Source organism: Clostridium beijerinckii, assembly GCF_018223745.1.
Lineage (GTDB): Bacteria > Bacillota > Clostridia > Clostridiales > Clostridiaceae > Clostridium > Clostridium beijerinckii.
Genome location: NZ_CP073653.1, coordinates 5,585,001 through 5,607,500, shown reverse-complemented (window position 1 = coordinate 5,607,500; position 22,500 = coordinate 5,585,001). Strand labels below are relative to the sequence as shown.

Below are 22,500 nucleotides of genomic sequence, written 5' to 3'. Positions count from 1 at the left end.
TGGTGTGACGGAGAAGGATAGGATGTGCTAGCTATTGGATGCTAGTCTAAGCGTTTAGGGAGTTGGGATTGGCAAATCCGTTTCAACAATTCTGAGGCGTGATGGGGAAGGTTCTACGGAACCGAAGTATCTGATTCCATGCTTCCAAGAAAAGCATCTAGAAAGAGAAGTAGTGCCCGTACCGCAAACCGACACAGGTAGATGAGGAGAGAATCCTAAGGCCGACGGAAGAATTGCAGTTAAGGAACTAGGCAAATTGACCCCGTAACTTCGGGAGAAGGGGTGCCTGAGAAATCAGGCCGCAGAGAATAGGCACAAGCAACTGTTTAACAAAAACACAGGTCTCTGCTAAAGCGAAAGCTGATGTATAGGGGCTGACGCCTGCCCGGTGCTGGAAGGTTAAGGGGAACACTTAGCAAAGTTTTGCGAAGGTGTGAACTTAAGCCCCAGTAAACGGCGGCCGTAACTATAACGGTCCTAAGGTAGCGAAATTCCTTGTCAGGTAAGTTCTGACCCGCACGAATGGCGTAATGACTTGTGCACTGTCTCAACTGCAAATCCGGCGAAGTTGTAGTGCGAGTGAAGATGCTCGCTACCCGCGATTGGACGGAAAGACCCCGTAGAGCTTTACTGTAGCTTAGCATTGAATTTCGGTATTGTCTGTACAGGATAGGTGGGAGACTGGGAAACTAGGGCGTCAGCCTTGGTGGAGTCGTTGTTGGGATACCACCCTGATAGTATTGAAGTTCTAACTGGATGCCATGAAACTGGTGACAGGACATTGTTAGGTGGGCAGTTTGACTGGGGCGGTCGCCTCCTAAAATGTAACGGAGGCGCCCAAAGGTTCCCTCAGAACGGTCGGAAATCGTTCGAAGAGTGTAAAGGCAGAAGGGAGCCTGACTGCGACACCTACAAGTGGAGCAGGGACGAAAGTCGGGCTTAGTGATCCGGTGGTACCTCGTGGGAGGGCCATCGCTCAACGGATAAAAGCTACCTCGGGGATAACAGGCTGATCTCCCCCAAGAGTTCACATCGACGGGGAGGTTTGGCACCTCGATGTCGGCTCGTCGCATCCTGGGGCTGAAGTAGGTCCCAAGGGTTGGGCTGTTCGCCCATTAAAGCGGCACGCGAGCTGGGTTCAGAACGTCGTGAGACAGTTCGGTCCCTATCCGTCGCGGGCGTAGGAAATTTGAGAGGAGCTGTCCTTAGTACGAGAGGACCGGGATGGACTGACCTATGGTGTACCAGTTGTTTCGCCAGAAGCATAGCTGGGTAGCTAAGTCGGGAAGGGATAAACGCTGAAAGCATCTAAGTGTGAAGCCCACCTCAAGATGAGATTTCCCATAGCATAAGCTAGTAAGACCCCTTGAAGACTACAAGGTTGATAGGTCAGAGGTGTAAGTGTGGTAACATATTTAGCTGACTGATACTAATAGGTCGAGGGCTTGACCAATATAGTCAAGTTGTAAATACATTAAAGAAACTGTGTGCAATTTTGAAAGAACAAAGTTTTTTCAAATTGAAGATCTCGTGATGATGGCATAGAGGTAACACTCCTTCCCATTCCGAACAGGAAAGTTAAGGTCTATAGCGCCGATGGTACTGCATGGGAGACTGTGTGGCAGAGTAGGACGTTGCGAGGTAAGCAAAAAAGATAGTTGTAATAACTATCTTTTTTTATTTTATAATATTTCGCACTTTTAATAAGTAGGCTCTATGGTATTAATTGATTCATATGCTTGAATTGTATTATTTAAAATATATGAATAATTATAAAGTTTAAGGTAATATATTAAAGTTGTTTTAATACTAATTGTTAAAGAGAGGATTCAAGATATGGATTCTCTTTTTTTATGGTATGAATTTTGGTAAATTAAACACTATTATCATTGGTTAGATAGTGAAGATCGCCCTGTGATCATGATTTTAAAAAGATATATAAGTGACATGAGTTTAAAATCATTTTTCCAATATTAAAAACTTAGCAGAATAAAACTTAGGTGCTGCTCACTTTATTTCCTAATACACAGCGTCTTTTATGCGCTTGATTATTGCTATTCTGTGAATTGATTTTAAATTTAATAAAATGAATGATTGAATATTATACATTATATATGGATAAAAATATATATTTATTATATTAAAAGTTAAATTAATTATAATTTTTATTAAAAATAAAGAAAAATAAGTGAAAAGTACCATAAAATTTGGTAAGATATATATATAGTGAGAATTATAATAAAGAGAAGCATTTAATTTAGTTTATGAGAGGGATATGAATATGGATGGGGGTATAGTTTAATGCAAAATGATCCTAAAAGCAGTAAGATTAAAGATAAAGATGAAATAGGTCCTAGAGATATGAACGGTTTGACAGAAGAAGACGGAAAAGTATCTATCGAAGATAATTCATCTGTTGAGAAAAGAATAAGTAAGACAAAGGGAAGAGCGAAAAAGAAAATTTCCTCAAAGGAAACAACTGAATTAAATCCAATTAATAATCTAGATATTAAGGTAAAAGACATTACTACAAATGATAAAGAAATTGGTATTAAATCTAAAGGGAGTTTAAAGAAATCTAAGGCAATTGATAAGAAGAATGCGTTGGAGAATAAAAACGAAGAAAAAATTATTTTAAAAGAAGAGAATAATAAAGAATCTGAATTGGAGGGTGGAGATAATATTAATAAATCTAAATCCACCAAAACGAATGAATTAAATGTACAATCAAAGACAAAAAGAACAACTAATAAATCTTCAAAAGGGAAATCTGCAGTAACTTCAACAAAAGCAAGCGCAAGAAAAAAATCAGCTTCAAAAGAATTAATGGGAGAATTTCAAGCAGAAGGGGAGAAGATTGAAAAGTCGAAAACAGAACATAGTAAAATTAATGTTAAAAAGAGAACAGAAAGTATTGATAAATCTGAAATAACTAATCTTAACACATATTTGTTTCATCAAGGTAAAAACTATGAATCTTATAATATTTTAGGCTCACATATTAAAACTGAGAAAAGAAAGAAAGGTGTGCAATTTGTAACGTGGGCACCTAATGCAAAAGATGTATATGTAGTTGGGGATTTTAATAATTTCGAAGTAAAAGAGGAATACAAACTTGAAAGAATAACTGAAAATGGATTATGGAGAGGCTTTTTTTATACTGCGAAGGCCGGAAATAGATACAAGTATTGTATAGTGGGAAGCGATGGAGAGATGGGAGAATACAAAGCCGATCCGTATGCAATACAAAGTGAATTGAGACCAGATAATGCATCAATAGTATATAAGCCTAAAGCTTTCAAATGGAATGATAAAAAATGGATTGATCAAAGAAATAAAATAAATGTACTTGAGCAACCATTAAATATATATGAGATACATTTGGGCTCATGGAAGACAAATAAAGATGGCGGATTCTTAAAATACGAAGAAATCGCAGAAGATTTACCTAAGTATGTAAAAGATATGGGATATACACATGTAGAGCTTATGCCGCTTATTGAACATCCATTGGATGCTTCTTGGGGATATCAGGGGACAGGTTATTATTCACCAACAAGTAGGTATGGGGATTATGAAGGTATTAAAATTTTAATAAATAAATTGCATGAGGCTAATATAGGAGTAATAATGGATTGGGTTCCAGGTCATTTTTGTAAGGATGCTCACGGATTATATAAGTTTGATGGAACACCAACATACGAATATCAAGAAGAATGGAGAGCGGAAAATAAGGGTTGGGGAACTTGTAATTTTGATCTAGGTAGAGATGAAGTTAAAAGTTATTTAATATCGAATGCATTATACTGGTATAAAGAGTTCCATATTGATGGATTAAGGGTTGATGCTGTATCAAGCATACTTTACTTGGATTATAGCAGATCGCCCGGGGAATGGATACCAAACAAATATGGAGGAAATGGGAATTTAGAAGCAATAGATTTTCTAAAGGAGTTAAATAAAGCAGTATTTGCAGAATATCCGACTGCACTTATGATTGCAGAGGAATCAACATCTTGGCCTAATGTCACAAAACCTGCAATTTATGATGGTTTGGGATTCAACTTAAAATGGAATATGGGTTGGATGAATGATACATTAGAGTATGTCGAAATAGATCCTAAATATAGAAAACATAATCATAAAAATATAACATTTGCGATGATGTATAATTATGCTGAAAATTATTTATTGCCACTTTCACACGATGAAGTTGTTCATGGTAAGAAATCATTGGTAAACAAAATGTGGGGAGATGAATGGAATAAGTTTGCAGGTCTCCGAGCGTTTATGTGTTATATGATGGGACATCCGGGCAAAAAGTTATCGTTTATGGGGTGCGAATTTGCTCAGAAAATTGAGTGGAGAGAATATGAGGAATTAAAATGGAACCTAATCGATGATTTAGGAATCCATAAAAAAACTCAATTATTTTTTAAGGATTTAAACAATCTATACCTTAATAATAAAGCTTTTTGGGAGCTCGATCATGACTATAGAGGCTTTAATTGGATAGAAGCCGATAATAATGAACAAAGCATATTAATTTTTGCTAGAAGAAGTAGAAATGATAAAGATACACTGATTTTTATAATTAATTTTACTTCTATTGTGTATTATGATTATCAAATTGGAGTACCATTTTTGGGGAGCTATGAAGAAGTATTTAATTCTGATGATAGTAAATATGGTGGTTCAGGTCAGATTATGGGTGAAATGCTTGTATCTGAAAAGACTCAATTCCACAATCAACCATATTCTTTGAAAGTAAAAGTGCCTCCAATGGCAACATTAATATTAAAAGTGAATGAAATTAATGTAGATCAAGAAATTAAAGAAAAAGATGAATAAAAGGTTAAAAAGACCGTTTGAGAAAGTAAATATTATAAAAATATCTATAGTATAATGATATAAATTTATTTGCTAGAGGTTGAGGGGGATAAAGAATGAGAGTTTTATTTGTAGCATCTGAAGCTAGTCCGTTCATTAAAACAGGGGGGCTCGGAGATGTTGCTGGGGCATTACCAAAAGCACTTGCACAAAAAAATGCAGATGTAAGAGTTGTTATACCAAAGTATAAAGAAATTAGTTGGGAAGTAAGAGACAAGCTAAGGTTTGTTAAATGGTTTAATGTTAAAGTTGGATGGAGAGAACAATTTTGTGGCGTATGGGAATGCTTTCATAATGGAGTAACATATTATGTTTTAGATAATGAAGCATATTTTAAGAGAGATGAAGTCTATGGATTCTATGATGATGCAGAGAGATTTGCGTTCTTTGATAGGGCCGTATTAGACATGTTGAGGCAAATAGATTGGCAGCCAGATCTTATACACTGCAATGACTGGCAAACTGGGATGTTACCTGTACTATTAAAATTTGAATATAAAAGAAATGATATGTTCTATTGGAAGATGAAATGCGTATATTCAATCCATAATATAGCATTTCAAGGAGTATTTGATCCTCAAATATTACCGGAGTTATTTGGATTTGATATGGAGCTTTATAATAACACATGCCTAAAATTTGATGATGGTGTAAGTTATATGAAGGGTGGATTATACTATTCAGATATTATTACAACTGTTAGTAATACTTATGCATACGAAATACAAACACCTGAGTATGGTCAAAGATTGGATGGAGTATTAAGAGAGAGATCCTATGCATTAAGAGGAATAACAAATGGTATAGATTATGATGAATTTAATCCGAAGACAAATAAATTTATTAAAAAGAACTATAGTATAAACTCTATTGAAGATAAAGCAATAAACAAAACGGAGTTACAAAAAGAGCTAGGGCTAACTGTTGATAAAAATATACCAATGCTGGCGATGGTAACTAGATTGACAAGTCAAAAGGGAATGGATCTATTAGTAAATATTTCGGATAAACTATTACAAGAAAATGTTCAACTAGTTATTTTAGGAACGGGAGATAAGCATTATGAGGAACATTTTAAATGGCTAGATTCTAGATATGGAAATAAGGTGTCTGCTAATATTAAATTTGATAATGGGTTAGCAAATAAAATTTATGCAGCATGTGATATGTTTTTAATGCCTTCACTTTTTGAACCATGTGGATTAGGGCAATTAATAGCACTTAGATATGGTTCTATTCCTATAGTTAGGGAAACTGGGGGACTTAAGGATACAATAATTGCATATAATGAGTATACTGGAGAAGGTAATGGGTTTAGTTTCAGAAATTACAATTCAGATGAGTTATACAATATAATAGAATATGCGTTATGGATATATAAGGATAAGGGTAAGTGGGAAAATCTAATCGAAAATGCAATGAATTCTGATAATAGCTGGAATAGGTCAGCTCAAATATATTTAGATTTATATAGAGAATTAACAGGACAAGATTAAGATGAGGACATAATGTTATGAGGGGGTATATCAATGCTCGAAATGGATAAAAAAACATTTAAAAAAGCTTATGTAAATAAGTTTTTAGAAATGCATGGTATTGAGTTAAAAGAAGGAACTAATCAACAAAAGTATGATGCTTTGGGAAGTTTAGTAAGGGATTATGTTACAAGAACTTGGCTCAAAACAAATAAAAAATATAATAAGACTGGGGAGAAGCAAGTTTATTATTTTTCTATGGAATTTTTACTGGGACGGTTACTTGGTGATGCTTTATTAAATATAGGCATAAGAGATATATGTAAAGAAGCGTTATCAGATTTAAATATAAATTTAGAAGAGTTGGAAAACTTGGAGCAAGACCAAGGACTAGGTAATGGTGGATTGGGAAGACTTGCAGCATGCTTCTTGGATTCAATGGCATCTTTAAATATTCCAGGAAACGGGTGTGGGATTAGATATAAATATGGATTTTTTCAGCAAAAAATTATAGACGGAAAACAAGTTGAGGTATCTGATGATTGGTTAAAGCTAGGAAACGTCTGGGAGAAGAGAAAAGCAGAAAAAGCAGAAATTGTTAAGTTTGGTGGAGAGGTAAAAGTAAGCGAAATAAATGGACGCTTAAGCTTTATGCATATAAATTATGAGCCTGTATTGGCAGTCCCATATGATACTCCAATTGTAGGGTACGAAAATGAAATTGTAAATACTCTTAGGTTATGGAGTGCGGAGGCGGTTTCAAACGAGTTTGATTTTTCATCATTTAGTAGAGGTGATTTTCTCCAAGCAATTAAGTATAAAAATTCAGTTGAATCAGTTTCGCAAGTGCTGTATCCAGAAGATTCATTTTATGAAGGTAAAATGTTAAGACTAAAGCAGCAATATTTCTTTGTTTCAGCAGGAGTTCAAAGCATTGTAAGGCACTGTAAAAAGCATGGAAAAGATATATTGTTACTAGATGAAAAAGTAGCGATTCATATAAATGATACTCATCCTACACTTGCGATACCAGAACTTATGAGAATATTATTGGATGAAGAAGGGTTAGAATGGGATACGGCTTGGAGAATAACAACTAATACAATATCGTATACTAATCATACAATTTTGGCAGAAGCTTTGGAAAAATGGCCAATAGACATGTTTCAAAAATTGCTTCCAAGAATATATATGATTGTTGAAGAAATTAATAAAAGATATTGTGCAGAACTTTTAACTAAATATCCAGGCAACCTTGAAAAAGTTAGAAGAATGGCGATAATAGCTGATGAGCAAGTCAAGATGGCACATCTAGCGATTGTAGGCAGTCATAGTGTAAATGGGGTAGCAAAACTTCATACAGAAATATTGAAGAAAAAAGAGATGACAGACTTCTATTATCTTTATCCAAATAAATTTAATAATAAAACTAATGGAATTACTCATAGAAGATGGCTTTTAAAAAGCAATCCAGAGCTTACAAAACTAATTAAAGATACAATTGGAGATAGCTTTATAAGACATCCACTTGATCTAAAGAACTTTGAGAGGCATTTGTATGATGAAGTGATTCTAGAACAGTTAGGAAAAATTAAAAAATTTAACAAAGAAAAGCTAGCAAGTATAATATTAGAGAATGATAATGTAAGAGTGGATCCTGATTCTATATTTGATGTTCAAGTAAAAAGAATACATGCTTATAAGAGGCAAGTACTTAATTGTTTAAGAATAATGGATTTATATAATAAATTAATTGATGATCCTAATTACGATATAGTTCCAAGGACATTCATCTTTGGAGGAAAAGCTGCACCAGGTTATTATTTAGCTAAAAATACTATTGAATTAATAAATTGTGTTGCAAACAAAATAAATAATGATTCTAGAGTAAATGAAAAGATAAAAGTTGTTTTCATTCAAAATTATAGAGTTTCGCTGGCTGAACAAATAATCCCGGGAACAGATGTAAGTGAGCAGATCTCAACAACAACAAAAGAAGCTTCAGGAACATCAAATATGAAATTTATGATGAACGGAGCTATTACAGTAGCAACATTAGATGGGGCAAATATTGAAATAAAAGATGAAGTTACAGATGATAATATAGTGATATTTGGATTAACTGCAGATGAAGTATTGAATTATTACAAAAATGGAGGATATAAATCTATTGATATATACAACAATGATATTAGAGTAAAAAGTGTAATTGATGATTTAATAAACGGAAAATATCATAGTGATAAAAATAAATTTAGAATTATATATGAAAATCTAATAAATTATAATGATGAGTTTTTTGTTTTACAAGATTTTGACTCATATTTAAAAGCTCAAGATAAGATTGATACTCTTTATAGGAATGCTAATAAGTGGCAAAGAATGTGTGGAATTAATATTGCACATTCAGGGATATTCTCATCTGACAGAACAATAGAAGAATATGCAACAGGTATTTGGGGATCAGAGGTAATCTATAAGAATCTATAGGAGGATTAACTGAATGAATGATATACAGGTATTACATGACTCTCAAAGCATAAGATTTAGAAGGCCCTTTGGCGCTGTAGAGGCTGGTCAAAAGGTTAAGATATCTATTAATATTAATAAAGACATAATTGTAGCAATCGAATTGATAAAATTCGATGGAACTAAAATGAATATGGGAATGAACAAGGAATATTTAAATAATGGTGAATTTAAATATTCTGTAGAAATTGATACATCTGATGCTTTGGGGATATTAGAATACTATTTTATTTTAATAGATGGGTATGACAGAGTATATTATGGAAATAATGACAATCACTTGGGAGGAGTTGGCCAAATATATACTTATAATCCTGTGCCATATCAAATAACTGTATATGAAAAGTCATTCGTACCAAGATGGTATAAAGAGGGTGTAATATATCATATTCTAATAGATAGATTCTATAATGGAAATGAAAATAAAATTATAGATAATATAAAAGGAAACTCATTTATATACGGAAGATGGGATGATAGTCCTATGTATATTAGAGATAGTTTTGGAAAAATTGCTAGGTGGGATTTTTATGGAGGAAATCTAAAGGGGATAATAAAGAAATTAGATTATATAAAGGAATTGGGAGCTAATATAATAAAGTTAAGCCCAATATTTAAATCCCCTAGTTGCCATAAATATGATACAGCGGACTATGAAATTGTAGATGAAATGTTCGGTACAAATGGTGAATTTAGAGAATTATGTAAAGTGGCAAATAGTAAAGGAATTAAAATTATTCTAGATATTGTACTGAGCTATACAAGCTCCGATAGTAAATATTTTAATAAACTAGGAAATTACGACGATGTTGGAGCGTATAATTCACCAAACTCTAGATTTTATGATTGGTATAAATTTATTACATATCCATATAGGTATGAATCTTGGTGGGGAATGGATGATAGACCGAATGTTAACTCGATGCAAAAAGAATATGTTGACTATATTATAAGTGGAGATAATTCTATTATAAATAAGTGGACAGATATGGGAGTTAGCGGATGGTTTTTAAATGTGACAGATGAGCTTCCAGATGAATTTATAGAACTAATAAGAAAGAAAATCGGAGAAATAAATAAGGATACTGTACTTTTAGGTGATATATGGGAAGACGCATCTAATAAGATAAGTTATTCAAGAAGACGAAAATATTTACAAGGGAATGAAGTGCAAGCTGCAACTAATTATCCCTTAAGGGAAAGTTTAATTAATTTTATCAAGGGGTATATAAAGTCAGATAAGTTAAGACAAAAAATTATGTCATTGTACGAGAATTATCCAAGAGAAAGTTTTTATGGAAATATAAATATTTTAGGTACCAATGATACAGAAAGAATTTTAACTGTTCTGGATGAAAATATATCACTGTTAAAATTACTTATAGCAATTCAATTTACTTTGCCAGGAGTACCACTAATATACTATGGAGATGAAGCCGGCATAAAAGGTGGAAGAGAGCCTGATAATAGGAGAAGCTATCCATGGGGGAAAGAGAACAAAATGCTTGCTGATTTCTACCATAAAATAATTAAAATAAGAAATAATGAAGATGGTTTAAAAAAAGGGAAGTTAAGTATCTTTGAAACTGATCCAAACGTATTTGCGTTTGAAAGAAAATATGAAAATGAAAGCGTAATAGTATTAGTAAATGTTTCAAGCGAAGCTAAATTAATTAAAGAAATTAACTTAAGTGGAGATTATGTGAATTTACTTGATATTAGTGAAAAGTATAAGTTTGCAGGAAGTGATAGCGTTATAACTATCTTTCCATATGATTTGAAAATATTGCGTAGGATCTAGTTCATTGAGTTTGATTATATAATAAAAAATTGACAAATATTTTGATATATGCTTATGTGGAATTTAATGGAAAATAAATGTATAATATATTGTATGCAAAACTATAAATATAAATTCCAGGGGTAATCATATTATAAAATAATTATTAAAAATATAATATGCTTCTGCAAGTTCACTTAAATAAAAATGTAATAATAATCATTTTTTTTGAACATAGGAGCATATAATATAAAATTTATCTAATGAGAACAAACACATATGAGAGGAGATAATATTATGGGTAAAAATGAAATTGTGGCAATGATATTGGCTGGTGGACAAGGATCGAGGTTAGGGGTATTAACAAAAAAATTGGCTAAACCAGCAGTACCGTTTGGAGGAAAATATAGAATTATAGATTTTCCATTAAGCAATTGTTCGAATTCAGGAATATATACAGTAGGAGTATTAACGCAGTATAAACCGCTAGAATTAAATGCACATATTGGCATAGGAGAAGCATGGGATTTAGACAGGGCTCATGGAGGGGTACATGTATTGCCACCATATCAAGAAGAAAAAGGCGGAGAGTGGTATAAAGGTACTGCAAATGCAATTTATCAAAATATAGAATTTGTTGATAGATATGATCCAGAATATATTTTGATTTTATCTGGAGATCATATATATAAGATGGATTATACAAAGATGCTAGATTTCCATAAAGAAAAACAGGCAGAGGCAACTATAGCTGTTATTGAAGTGCCAATGGATGAAGCATCTCGATTTGGAATAATGAATACAAGGGAAGATTTATCAATATATGAATTCGAAGAAAAACCAAAAAACCCAAAAAATAATCTAGCATCAATGGGAATATATATTTTCAATTGGAAAACTCTAAAAAAATATTTGAGAGAGGATGAATCGGACAAGACATCAAAAAATGACTTCGGAATGAATATAATTCCAAGTATGCTTGGTAATGGGAATAAAATGGTTGCCTATCCATTTAAAGGATATTGGAAAGATGTTGGTACTATAGATAGCCTATGGGAAGCAAATATGGATTTGATAAGAGAAGATAATGAACTTGATTTACATGATGAGGAATGGAAGATATATTCAGTCAATCCAGTAAGGCCGGCACAATATATAGGCGAGAATGCAAAAGTATCTAATTCATTAGTTGTTGAAGGTTGTGTTGTTAATGGACAAGTGGAAAGCTCAATATTATTTCAAGGAGTTCAAATAGGAAAAAACTCAGTTGTTCGAGATTCAATAATTATGACGGATGCTAAAATAGGTGATAATGTAGTTATTGAAAAAGCAATTGTTGGAAGCGGAGCAATAGTTCGAAAAGACTGTAAGATTTCTTTAGGTGATGAAATAGCTATTATTGCAGCAAAAGAAGAAGTAAAAATGGGTACAGTTATAGAAAATAATAAAGCAGTTTAGCGAGATCACTAAGGGGGAGAAAGAAATGAAAAATTGTATTGGTATAATCAACTTAGATGAAAATGAAAACAGAATGGGTGAATTAGTAGTTAATAGATCTCTTGCTTCAGTTCCTATTGCAGCAAGATATAGAATTATAGATTTTATTTTATCAAATATGACTAACTCAGGAATTAATTGTATAGGAATATTCACAAAGAATAAGTCAAGGTCTCTAATAGACCATTTAACAAATGGAAGACCATGGGACTTAAATAGAAAAAAAGATGGATTAAAAGTTTTTAACTTTGGAAATGACGAGCCTGTTTATGATGATGTCCATAATTTCGCTGAAAACATACAATTTTTAACACATAGTAGAAGAGAGTATGTATTATTAGCACCAAGCTATATGATTTGTAATATAGATTACAATGAAGTTTTGGAATACCATAAGAGTACAGGTAAAGATATTACAATGGTATATAAGAAGGTAAACAATGCAGATGAAGCTTTTGGTGATTGTGGCGTATTAAACTTTGATGATTCAGGAAGCGTTATAAGTGTAGGAGAAAATATAGGGAAAAGTCCGAAGGCAAATATTAATATGGAGATGTATATATTAAAAACTGAATTATTTATAAATATTGTAAATGAATGTGTAAGCAGTGGAATGTATCGAAAGGTCAAAGAGTATATTCATAATAATTTAAATACACTAACAGCAAGTGCTTACGAATTCAAAGGACATTTAGATTGTATAAATTCCATTAAGGCATTATATGATAGCAATGTGGGATTTTTAAATAGAAAAGTAAATAAAGAAATTTTTAATGATGAAAGACCTATATATACAAAAACTAAAGATGAAGCTCCAACTCACTATGCAGATACAAGCAGTGTTATAAACTCAATAATAGCAAATGGTTGTAGAATAGAAGGAACGATTGAAAATTGCATAATAGGCAGAAGAGTATATATAGGAAAAAATACAAAGTTAAAAGATTGTATAATAATGCAAAATAGCAGAATTGGTGACGATGCAGTATTGGATAATGTAATTGCAGATAAAGGTAGCGAGATAAGAAGTGGTGAGACCCTTATTGGATCAGTTATGTATCCTTTGGTTATAAAGAAAAAAAGTAGTATTACTAAGTAAAGATATATAGAAGATACTATTTTTAGAAATTGAATAGTTATATTATTATAAAATATTAATTAGGTAAGTATCAGAAAATTAGATTTGTGATTCATTAAGTTAGTATTATCTATATTAGGAAAATTAAATGCAGAATTTGAACGATATAGTGATTAACAACTAAGAAATAATGTTAGCAAAGTATAATTTTATGATGCTTACTTTATTTATATCAATACAACTTTAATATGTCTATTATGTGATAGATAAGGTATGTTAAAAACTTTATACATTATGGATTACTATTTTATTTATGGAACTAATAGAAGTATAAATTTATAGTATAAACATGATATAGTGACACAGAACTGTTAGTCTTAGAGAAATTTAGAAAGTAAATTTAATCTGGAATTTATTATAAGTATTAAGCCGTATAATCTCATTGCTAATTTGTAATAAGGGGATAACAGTATGCACATCACATAATATTTTAACAAATATGTTGACAGCATAACGGGAACGTGTTAAGATAAATAACGTCGCTGAGATATGTAAATAACTTAATGATAAATCGCAGATTTGTATCTTAAATATGATTTTAAAGATTTTGAAAAAGGCTATTGACATAATATAAAATAAGTGATATACTAAATAAGTCGCTTGAGGGTGACATAAATTAATAACTACAATGAGAATTGTAGGAAAGAAAATTGGTCTTTGAAAATTGAACAGAATAACATAAATACATTTAAGTAAACCAGCAATTTTTATTTGAGTAAGCTAAGATTAAACTTTTTATTGAGAGTTTGATCCTGGCTCAGGACGAACGCTGGCGGCGTGCTTAACACATGCAAGTCGAGCGATGAAGCTCCTTCGGGAGTGGATTAGCGGCGGACGGGTGAGTAACACGTGGGTAACCTGCCTCATAGAGGGGAATAGCCTTTCGAAAGGAAGATTAATACCGCATAAGATTGTAGTGCCGCATGGCATAGCAATTAAAGGAGTAATCCGCTATGAGATGGACCCGCGTCGCATTAGCTAGTTGGTGAGGTAACGGCTCACCAAGGCGACGATGCGTAGCCGACCTGAGAGGGTGATCGGCCACATTGGGACTGAGACACGGCCCAGACTCCTACGGGAGGCAGCAGTGGGGAATATTGCACAATGGGGGAAACCCTGATGCAGCAACGCCGCGTGAGTGATGACGGTCTTCGGATTGTAAAGCTCTGTCTTCAGGGACGATAATGACGGTACCTGAGGAGGAAGCCACGGCTAACTACGTGCCAGCAGCCGCGGTAATACGTAGGTGGCAAGCGTTGTCCGGATTTACTGGGCGTAAAGGGAGCGTAGGTGGATATTTAAGTGGGATGTGAAATACTCGGGCTTAACCCAGGTGCTGCATTCCAAACTGGATATCTAGAGTGCAGGAGAGGAAAGTAGAATTCCTAGTGTAGCGGTGAAATGCGTAGAGATTAGGAAGAATACCAGTGGCGAAGGCGACTTTCTGGACTGTAACTGACACTGAGGCTCGAAAGCGTGGGGAGCAAACAGGATTAGATACCCGGTTAGTCCACGCCGTAAACGATGAATACTAGGTGTAGGGGTTGTCATGACCTCTGTGCCGCCGCTAACGCATTAAGTATTCCGCCTGGGGAGTACGGTCGCAAGATTAAAACTCAAAGGAATTGACGGGGGCCCGCACAAGCAGCGGAGCATGTGGTTTAATTCGAAGCAACGCGAAGAACCTTACCTAGACTTGACATCTCCTGAATTACCCTTAATCGGGGAAGCCCTTCGGGGCAGGAAGACAGGTGGTGCATGGTTGTCGTCAGCTCGTGTCGTGAGATGTTGGGTTAAGTCCCGCAACGAGCGCAACCCTTATTGTTAGTTGCTACCATTTAGTTGAGCACTCTAGCGAGACTGCCCGGGTTAACCGGGAGGAAGGTGGGGATGACGTCAAATCATCATGCCCCTTATGTCTAGGGCTACACACGTGCTACAATGGCTGGTACAGAGAGATGCTAAACCGTGAGGTGGAGCCAAACTTTAAAACCAGTCTCAGTTCGGATTGTAGGCTGAAACTCGCCTACATGAAGCTGGAGTTGCTAGTAATCGCGAATCAGAATGTCGCGGTGAATACGTTCCCGGGCCTTGTACACACCGCCCGTCACACCATGAGAGTTGGCAATACCCAAAGTTCGTGAGCTAACGCGCAAGCGAGGCAGCGACCTAAGGTAGGGTCAGCGATTGGGGTGAAGTCGTAACAAGGTAGCCGTAGGAGAACCTGCGGCTGGATCACCTCCTTTCTATGGAGAAATCTAGATCAGCATGATGTCTGACTAGTACAGATACATTATTATGTATCAAAATATAAAATACTTGCTCAAAGGTTACTTAAGTATTTGTTCTGTTCAATTTTGAAAGACTAAGTCTTTCAATGTTCTTTGAAAATTGCACATAGATTTAATGTATATAAAATACAACAAAGCCAAGAATAAATATTCTTTGTGATATGACTAATAATTAGGTCAAGCTACAAAGGGCGCATGGTGAATGCCTTGGCATCAGGAGCCGATGAAGGACGCGATAAGCTGCGATAAGCTTCGGGTAGACGCACATAGTCAGAGATCCGAAGATTTCCGAATGAGGAAACTCACATGGGAAACCCCATGTATCATAAAGTGAATACATAGCTTTATGAAGGTATACCCAGGGAACTGAAACATCTAAGTACCTGGAGGAAGAGAAAGAAAAATCGATTTTCTTAGTAGCGGCGAGCGAAAAGGAAAGAGCCCAAACCAGAGATTTATCTCTGGGGTTGCGGACAGAACATAACGAGAAATCATAGTTAATTGAACACAACTGGAAAGTTGGACCATAGGGGGTAATAGTCCCGTAAGTGAAAACTATGATAATCAGTTCTGCACCAGAGTACCACGAGACACGTGAAACCTTGTGGGAAGCAGGGAGGACCACCTCCCAAGGCTAAATACTACCTGATGACCGATAGTGAAGCAGTACCGTGAGGGAAAGGTGAAAAGAACCCCGGGAGGGGAGTGAAATAGAACCTGAAACCATGTGCCTACAACCGATCAGAGCACCTTATGTGTGTGATGATGTGCTTTTTGTAGAACGAGCCAACGAGTTACGGTATGTAGCGAGGTTAAGTACTTAAGGTACGGAGCCGAAGGGAAACCGAGTCTTAATAGGGCGACTAGTTGCATGCTGTAGACCCGAAACCGGGTGACCTATCCATGGCTAGTAAGGTTGAAGCGAGGGTAAAACCTCGTGGAGGACCGAACCACGTTGCTGTTGAAAAAGCATGGGATGAGCTGTGGATAGCGGAGAAATTCCAATCGAACTCGGATATAGCTGGTTCTCCTCGAAATAGCTTTAGGGCTAGCGTCGGAAAATGTGAGTAGTGGAGGTAGAGCACTGAATAGGCTAGGGGGCATAGCGCTTACCGAACCTTATCAAACTCCGAATGCCACATACTATCAGTCCGGCAGTCAGACTATGAAAGATAAGTTCCATGGTCAAAAGGGAAACAGCCCAGATCGTCAGCTAAGGTCCCAAAGTGTAAGTTAAGTGGAAAAGGATGTGGGATTTCTAAGACAACTAGGATGTTGGCTTAGAAGCAGCCACTCATTAAAAGAGTGCGTAATAGCTCACTAGTCAAGAGATCCTGCGCCGAAAATGTCCGGGGCTCAAACTTACCACCGAAGCTACGGGTTCACGCTATTTTGCGTGAGCGGTAGAGGAGCGTCGTAATCGGGCTGAAGTCGTACCGTAAGGAGCGGTGGACTGATTACGAGTGAGAATGTTGGCATTAGTAGCGAGATGTAGGCGAGAATCCTACAGGCCGAATATCTAAGGTTTCCTGAGTAAAGTTTGTCTTCTCAGGGTTAGTCGGGACCTAAGGCGAGGCCGAAAGGCGTAGTCGATGGACAATTGGTTGATATTCCAATACCACTATAATCGTTATTATCGATGGTGTGACGGAGAAGGATAGGATGTGCTAGCTATTGGATGCTAGTCTAAGCGTTTAGGGAGTTGGGATTGGCAAATCCGTTCCAACAATTCTGAGGCGTGATGGGGAAGGTTCTACGGAACCGAAGTATCTGATTCCATGCTTCCAAGAAAAGCATCTAGAGAGAGAAGTAGTGCCCGTACCGCAAACCGACACAGGTAGATGAGGAGAGAATCCTAAGGCCGACGGAAGAATTGCAGTTAAGGAACTAGGCAAATTGACCCCGTAACTTCGGGAGAAGGGGTGCCTGAGAAATCAGGCCGCAGAGAATAGGCACAAGCAACTGTTTAACAAAAACACAGGTCTCTGCTAAAGCGAAAGCTGATGTATAGGGGCTGACGCCTGCCCGGTGCTGGAAGGTTAAGGGGAACACTTAGTGGTAACGCGAAGGTGTGAACTTAAGCCCCAGTAAACGGCGGCCGTAACTATAACGGTCCTAAGGTAGCGAAATTCCTTGTCAGGTAAGTTCTGACCCGCACGAATGGCGTAATGACTTGTGCACTGTCTCAACTGCAAATCCGGCGAAGTTGTAGTGCGAGTGAAGATGCTCGCTACCCGCGATTGGACGGAAAGACCCCGTAGAGCTTTACTGTAGCTTAGCATTGAATTTCGGTATTGTCTGTACAGGATAGGTGGGAGACTGGGAAACTAGGGCGTCAGCCTTGGTGGAGTCGTTGTTGGGATACCACCCTGATAGTATTGAAGTTCTAACTGGATGCCATGAAACTGGTGACAGGACATTGTTAGGTGGGCAGTTTGACTGGGGCGGTCGCCTCCTAAAATGTAACGGAGGCGCCCAAAGGTTCCCTCAGAACGGTCGGAAATCGTTCGAAGAGTGTAAAGGCAGAAGGGAGCCTGACTGCGACACCTACAAGTGGAGCAGGGACGAAAGTCGGGCTTAGTGATCCGGTGGTACCTCGTGGGAGGGCCATCGCTCAACGGATAAAAGCTACCTCGGGGATAACAGGCTGATCTCCCCCAAGAGTTCACATCGACGGGGAGGTTTGGCACCTCGATGTCGGCTCGTCGCATCCTGGGGCTGAAGTAGGTCCCAAGGGTTGGGCTGTTCGCCCATTAAAGCGGCACGCGAGCTGGGTTCAGAACGTCGTGAGACAGTTCGGTCCCTATCCGTCGCGGGCGTAGGAAATTTGAGAGGAGCTGTCCTTAGTACGAGAGGACCGGGATGGACTGACCTATGGTGTACCAGTTGTTTCGCCAGAAGCATAGCTGGGTAGCTAAGTCGGGAAGGGATAAACGCTGAAAGCATCTAAGTGTGAAGCCCACCTCAAGATGAGATTTCCCATAGCATAAGCTAGTAAGACCCCTTGAAGACTACAAGGTTGATAGGTCAGAGGTGTAAGTATGGTAACATATTTAGCTGACTGATACTAATAGGTCGAGGGCTTGACCAATATAGTCAAGTTGTAAATACATTAAAGAAACTGTGTGCAATTTTGAAAGAACAAAGTTTTTTCAAAAAGGAAACTCCCTCAACGAAGTTGAGGAGTACAGTTCATGAAGCCAAATCAAAGATTTGGAATGAACTAGCATCTCGTGATGATGGCATAGAGGTAACACTCCTTCCCATTCCGAACAGGAAAGTTAAGGTCTATAGCGCCGATGGTACTGCATGGGAGACTGTGTGGCAGAGTAGGACGTTGCGAGGTAAGATTTGCGTGATTAGCTCAGTTGGTAGAGCACCTGACTCTTAATCAGGGTGTCCAGGGTTCGAATCCCTGATGACGCACCATAACAAAGGTTGTTAATTTTATTAACAACCTTTTTTGTTTTAAAATAAATTATTAAAGAAGTAATTTATTTTCAGTATTATAAACATTTAGGAATAAAAGATTGGATTAATTTATTAATTAGATAAATTTTGAATACGAAGACTGATTTTATATTCTTAGAAGAGAGTTAAGATAGTGTATAATATAATCCATAATATTTAATCGTTCATATATACGTAATTATAAGTGAATAAATGAGTGTAAAATAATAATAATATGAGTAAGAATAAGTTTCTTAAAAGGAGTTAAATATGAGTTTAAAAAAAAAGTAAAGTGGCTATTATAGGAACAGGATTAGTAGGGTCTAGTACAGCCTTTAGTCTGATGACTCAAGGGGTATGTGATGAGATATTAATGATTGATATAAATGAAGAAAAGGCTCTAGGGGAAGTAATGGATTTAAACCATTGTATTGAATATTTGAATAGAAATATAAGAATTGTCAGGGGGAACTATGAGCAATGCGGGGATGTAGATATTGTGGTAATAACAGCTGGTGCACCGCCTAAGCAAGGGCAAACTAGATTAGATACACTAGAATTATCAGCTAAAATAGTAGAATCCATTGTAAGGCCAATAATGAAGAGTGGATTTAAAGGACACTTTATTGTTATTTCCAATCCGGTTGATATGATAGCATATCATGTTTATAAGATATCTGGGCTACCAAAGAGTCATATTATAGGCACTGGTACTTCAGTTGATTCAGCAAGACTAAAAAATTTCATTGGGGAACTATTAAATGTGGATCCGCGTAGTGTGCAAGGATATTCTATGGGAGAACACGGAGATTCGCAGATGGTCCCATGGTCTCATGTTACAGTTGGAGGGAAGTCATTCTACGAGATATTAAAAGACAATAAAGATAGAGTAGGAAAAGTTGACTTAGATAAACTAGTACTAGAAACAGCGAGAGCAGGTTGGGAAGTGTACAATAGAAAAGGAACAACGTATTATGGTATAGCAACAGCAGCTGTAGGAGTCATAAAAGCGATAATAAATGATGAAAACAAGATAATGCCAGTATCTACATTATTAGATGGCGAGTATGGAGAAAAAGATGTTTTTTGTGGAGTACCTGCTGTTTTAAATGCTGATGGGGTTAAAGAGGTAGTGGAAATTCATATGACAAAAGAAGAGTTGAGCAAGTTTAAAAGATCTATAGAGTTAATAAAAGAATATACCAAAAAAATAAAATAAGTTTTATTTCTGAATAAGTGTTGACATAATAGATAATACTATGTATAATAATATCTTGTTGAGACAAGTTTTCGACAAGATATTATAAAATAGTTATATAAAGATTATTTCATAAATTTGAAGTAATAGATGAAGATTGTATCAACTATTAATTAAAATCTCGTGATGATGGCATAGAGGTAACACTCCTTCCCATTCCGAACAGGAAAGTTAAGGTCTATAGCGCCGATGGTACTGCATGGGAGACTGTGTGGCAGAGTAGGACGTTGCGAGGTAAGATGGTTCACTAGCTCAGTCGGTAGAGCACATGACTTTTAATCATGGTGTCCCGGGTTCGATTCCCGGGTGAGCCACCAATTACTTTATTAAAAGTAATCTTATTGAAAAACTTGCTTAGTATTTATATAAATAAAAGAGTTTTACTGAAAGTAAAACTCTTTTTTTTATTTACCTTTATAAATTTTGAAACATATCATATTACAAATTTATAAAATGAATAACATTAAATAAGTATTCATAGGTTTTACTAATCTAATAGATAACTGTTTAGAAGGATTTGAACTTATGCGAGATATCCTTTTTTATAAATAAGAAAAACTTTCTTAATGATTGAATATCTTCCTTAACTGATGTATCTTCATTAGATGCAAGGTATCCATTGTTAAACATAGTAAGGGCAAAGAATAATATTCCTATATTAATATATAAGTCTTTTATATCAGCAATGAATAAATTACTTATTCCTATAAAATCTAAACTACCACCATAAAAAATCTTGTCAATCAGCGAACATGTAGCACCACAGCATACAAAAATAAAGCACATATCGGCCCAGAAATCCTTGTTTCCTTTGTATAAATAATATCTATATACTTCGATAAAAATAAATATAGCAAATATATTTATAGTTATTAAAATAGGAAAATTAACGGATGCTCCAAATCTAGCATTTAGCCAAGAACCTTCAGTATTAATTATAGGTCGAAAATATAACAAGCTAGATATTATAGGAAAATCATTATTAAACCAAAAGAGTTTTATTAATATCTTTATTCCTTGATCAAATAGAAAAAGAAAGAAAAATAGAATTACAAGTGTATTAGACTTAAATCCACATTCGTATTTAATTCCGATTATGTAGCTAAATAGACCTACTAGTGCAAATAATATAATTAGTATCATATTAAATAAAATTGTTCTAAGATCATTAATTCTTCCAGTAATAAGCTCGAATAAGACATATATAGTCCACATCAAAGGAAGAATACTTATAGTTAACACTTTTTTATTTTTCATAAGAGTACCTCCAACTGTAATTGTATTACGTTATACTAAAGTGTAACATATAGTAAAAAAAAATTCACTACTGTTAAATGAACCAAATTTAGTTTAATATAGAGATAACAGGAACACATACATAATTAATTAAAGTATTGTAAGCATTGGTCAGGGTATATATTTATAAAAAAAGAGTAAGGTATAAAAAGTATCATGAGATTATGAGAAAGAAGGTATAAATATGTTAACAATTTTAGCAGTATCAGATTCGATAGGAGAAACTGCAAACCAAGTTGCTGTTGCAGCGGCAAGTCAATTTACAGAAAAAGTAGATGTTAAAAGAATTCCATATGTAAAATCTTTAGAAGATGTTGAAGATGTAATGAATATTGCAAATGAGTGCGAGAGCGTGATAATTGTATCTACTATAATTACTGTTAATGTAAGGGAGCATTTGACACAAAAAGCAATGGAAAAAAATATATCGGTTATGAATGTATTAGGGCCAATAATAAATGTGGCATCAACTATATTAAATACACATCCTACATACAACCCAGGTGCTATGAGGCAAACAGACGAAGTATATTTCAAGAGAATAGAAGCCATGGAATTTGCTATGCAATATGATGATAGTAAAGATTATAGGGGATTAAAGAATGCCGATGTAGTGTTGATCGGACTTTCAAGAACTTCAAAAACACCACTTTGTATGTATTTAGCCAATAAGGGGGTAAAGGCAATAAACATTCCTTTAATGCCTGAAGTGGGAGTTCCAGATGAAATATATGAAATTGATAGAAAAAAAGTATTTGGATTAACAATAAATCCACTTAGATTAATTGAAATAAGGAAAAGAAGGTTAGATAAGTTTCATAGGATTACGTCAGACATTGAATATGCAGGAGATGCAAGAGTGTTAGAAGAACTTGATTTTGCAGATAAAATAATGA

General features: G+C 35.4%; 9 protein-coding genes, 2 tRNA genes and 6 rRNA genes (2 of these 17 running past the window's edge). 16 read left to right on the top strand and 1 reads right to left on the bottom strand.

Annotated features, from left to right (window positions below; genetic code table 11):
- The 15 genes from KEC93_RS24760 to KEC93_RS24690 all read left to right on the top strand — a co-directional run.
- Positions 1-1,453, top strand: a 23S ribosomal RNA gene (locus KEC93_RS24760); it begins 1,458 nt to the left of the window's first position.
- Positions 1,454-1,526: 73 nt separating this feature from the next.
- A 5S ribosomal RNA gene (gene rrf, locus KEC93_RS24755) occupies positions 1,527-1,643 on the top strand.
- 658 nt (positions 1,644-2,301) lie between these two features.
- Complete coding sequence (gene glgB / locus KEC93_RS24750; protein ID WP_077831444.1) at positions 2,302-4,851, top strand: 1,4-alpha-glucan branching protein GlgB; 2,550 nt, start codon at positions 2,302-2,304, stop codon at positions 4,849-4,851.
- Between the two features lie 95 nt (positions 4,852-4,946).
- Positions 4,947-6,386, top strand: a complete 1,440-nt coding sequence (glgA, locus tag KEC93_RS24745) for a glycogen synthase GlgA (protein WP_077869864.1) — start codon at positions 4,947-4,949, stop codon at positions 6,384-6,386.
- Positions 6,387-6,419: 33 nt separating this feature from the next.
- Positions 6,420-8,855 (top strand): glycogen/starch/alpha-glucan phosphorylase, encoded by a 2,436-nt coding sequence (locus tag KEC93_RS24740; protein ID WP_077869863.1) that lies wholly within the window; start codon positions 6,420-6,422, stop codon positions 8,853-8,855.
- A 13-nt stretch (positions 8,856-8,868) separates the two neighbouring features.
- Positions 8,869-10,695, top strand: coding sequence for a glycoside hydrolase family 13 protein (locus KEC93_RS24735; RefSeq protein WP_077869862.1), 1,827 nt, complete (start codon positions 8,869-8,871; stop codon positions 10,693-10,695).
- A gap of 276 nt (positions 10,696-10,971) precedes the next feature.
- Positions 10,972-12,132: a glucose-1-phosphate adenylyltransferase gene (locus KEC93_RS24730; protein ID WP_012061055.1), complete on the top strand. Its 1,161-nt coding sequence runs from the start codon at positions 10,972-10,974 to the stop codon at positions 12,130-12,132.
- A 25-nt stretch (positions 12,133-12,157) separates the two neighbouring features.
- Entirely contained in the window at positions 12,158-13,270 is a 1,113-nt protein-coding gene (glgD, locus tag KEC93_RS24725) for a glucose-1-phosphate adenylyltransferase subunit GlgD (protein WP_012061054.1), read from the top strand.
- A gap of 773 nt (positions 13,271-14,043) precedes the next feature.
- A 16S ribosomal RNA gene (locus KEC93_RS24720) occupies positions 14,044-15,555 on the top strand.
- Between the two features lie 220 nt (positions 15,556-15,775).
- A 23S ribosomal RNA gene (locus tag KEC93_RS24715) occupies positions 15,776-18,691 on the top strand.
- A gap of 138 nt (positions 18,692-18,829) precedes the next feature.
- A 5S ribosomal RNA gene (gene rrf / locus KEC93_RS24710) occupies positions 18,830-18,946 on the top strand.
- 7 nt (positions 18,947-18,953) lie between these two features.
- Positions 18,954-19,029: transfer RNA gene (locus KEC93_RS24705), tRNA-Lys, on the top strand.
- Positions 19,030-19,393: 364 nt separating this feature from the next.
- Complete coding sequence (locus KEC93_RS24700; RefSeq protein ID WP_244999365.1) at positions 19,394-20,269, top strand: L-lactate dehydrogenase; 876 nt, start codon at positions 19,394-19,396, stop codon at positions 20,267-20,269.
- Positions 20,270-20,427: 158 nt separating this feature from the next.
- Positions 20,428-20,544, top strand: a 5S ribosomal RNA gene (gene rrf, locus KEC93_RS24695).
- Together the 16S, 23S and 5S rRNA genes with 2 tRNA genes alongside form the textbook arrangement of a ribosomal RNA operon.
- 5 nt (positions 20,545-20,549) lie before the next feature.
- A tRNA-Lys gene (locus KEC93_RS24690) sits at positions 20,550-20,625 on the top strand.
- Between the two features lie 190 nt (positions 20,626-20,815).
- Here KEC93_RS24690 and KEC93_RS24685 read toward each other — a convergent pair.
- Positions 20,816-21,565 (bottom strand): signal peptidase II, encoded by a 750-nt coding sequence (locus KEC93_RS24685; protein WP_012061052.1) that lies wholly within the window; start codon positions 21,563-21,565, stop codon positions 20,816-20,818.
- Positions 21,566-21,788: 223 nt separating this feature from the next.
- Here KEC93_RS24685 and KEC93_RS24680 point away from each other — a divergent pair, with 223 nt between their 5' ends.
- Positions 21,789-22,500, top strand: partial view of a pyruvate, water dikinase regulatory protein gene (locus KEC93_RS24680; protein ID WP_012061051.1) — the 5' portion only. It continues 95 nt past the right edge of the window; only the first 712 of its 807 coding nucleotides appear in the window; the start codon lies at positions 21,789-21,791; its stop codon lies off the right edge, out of view.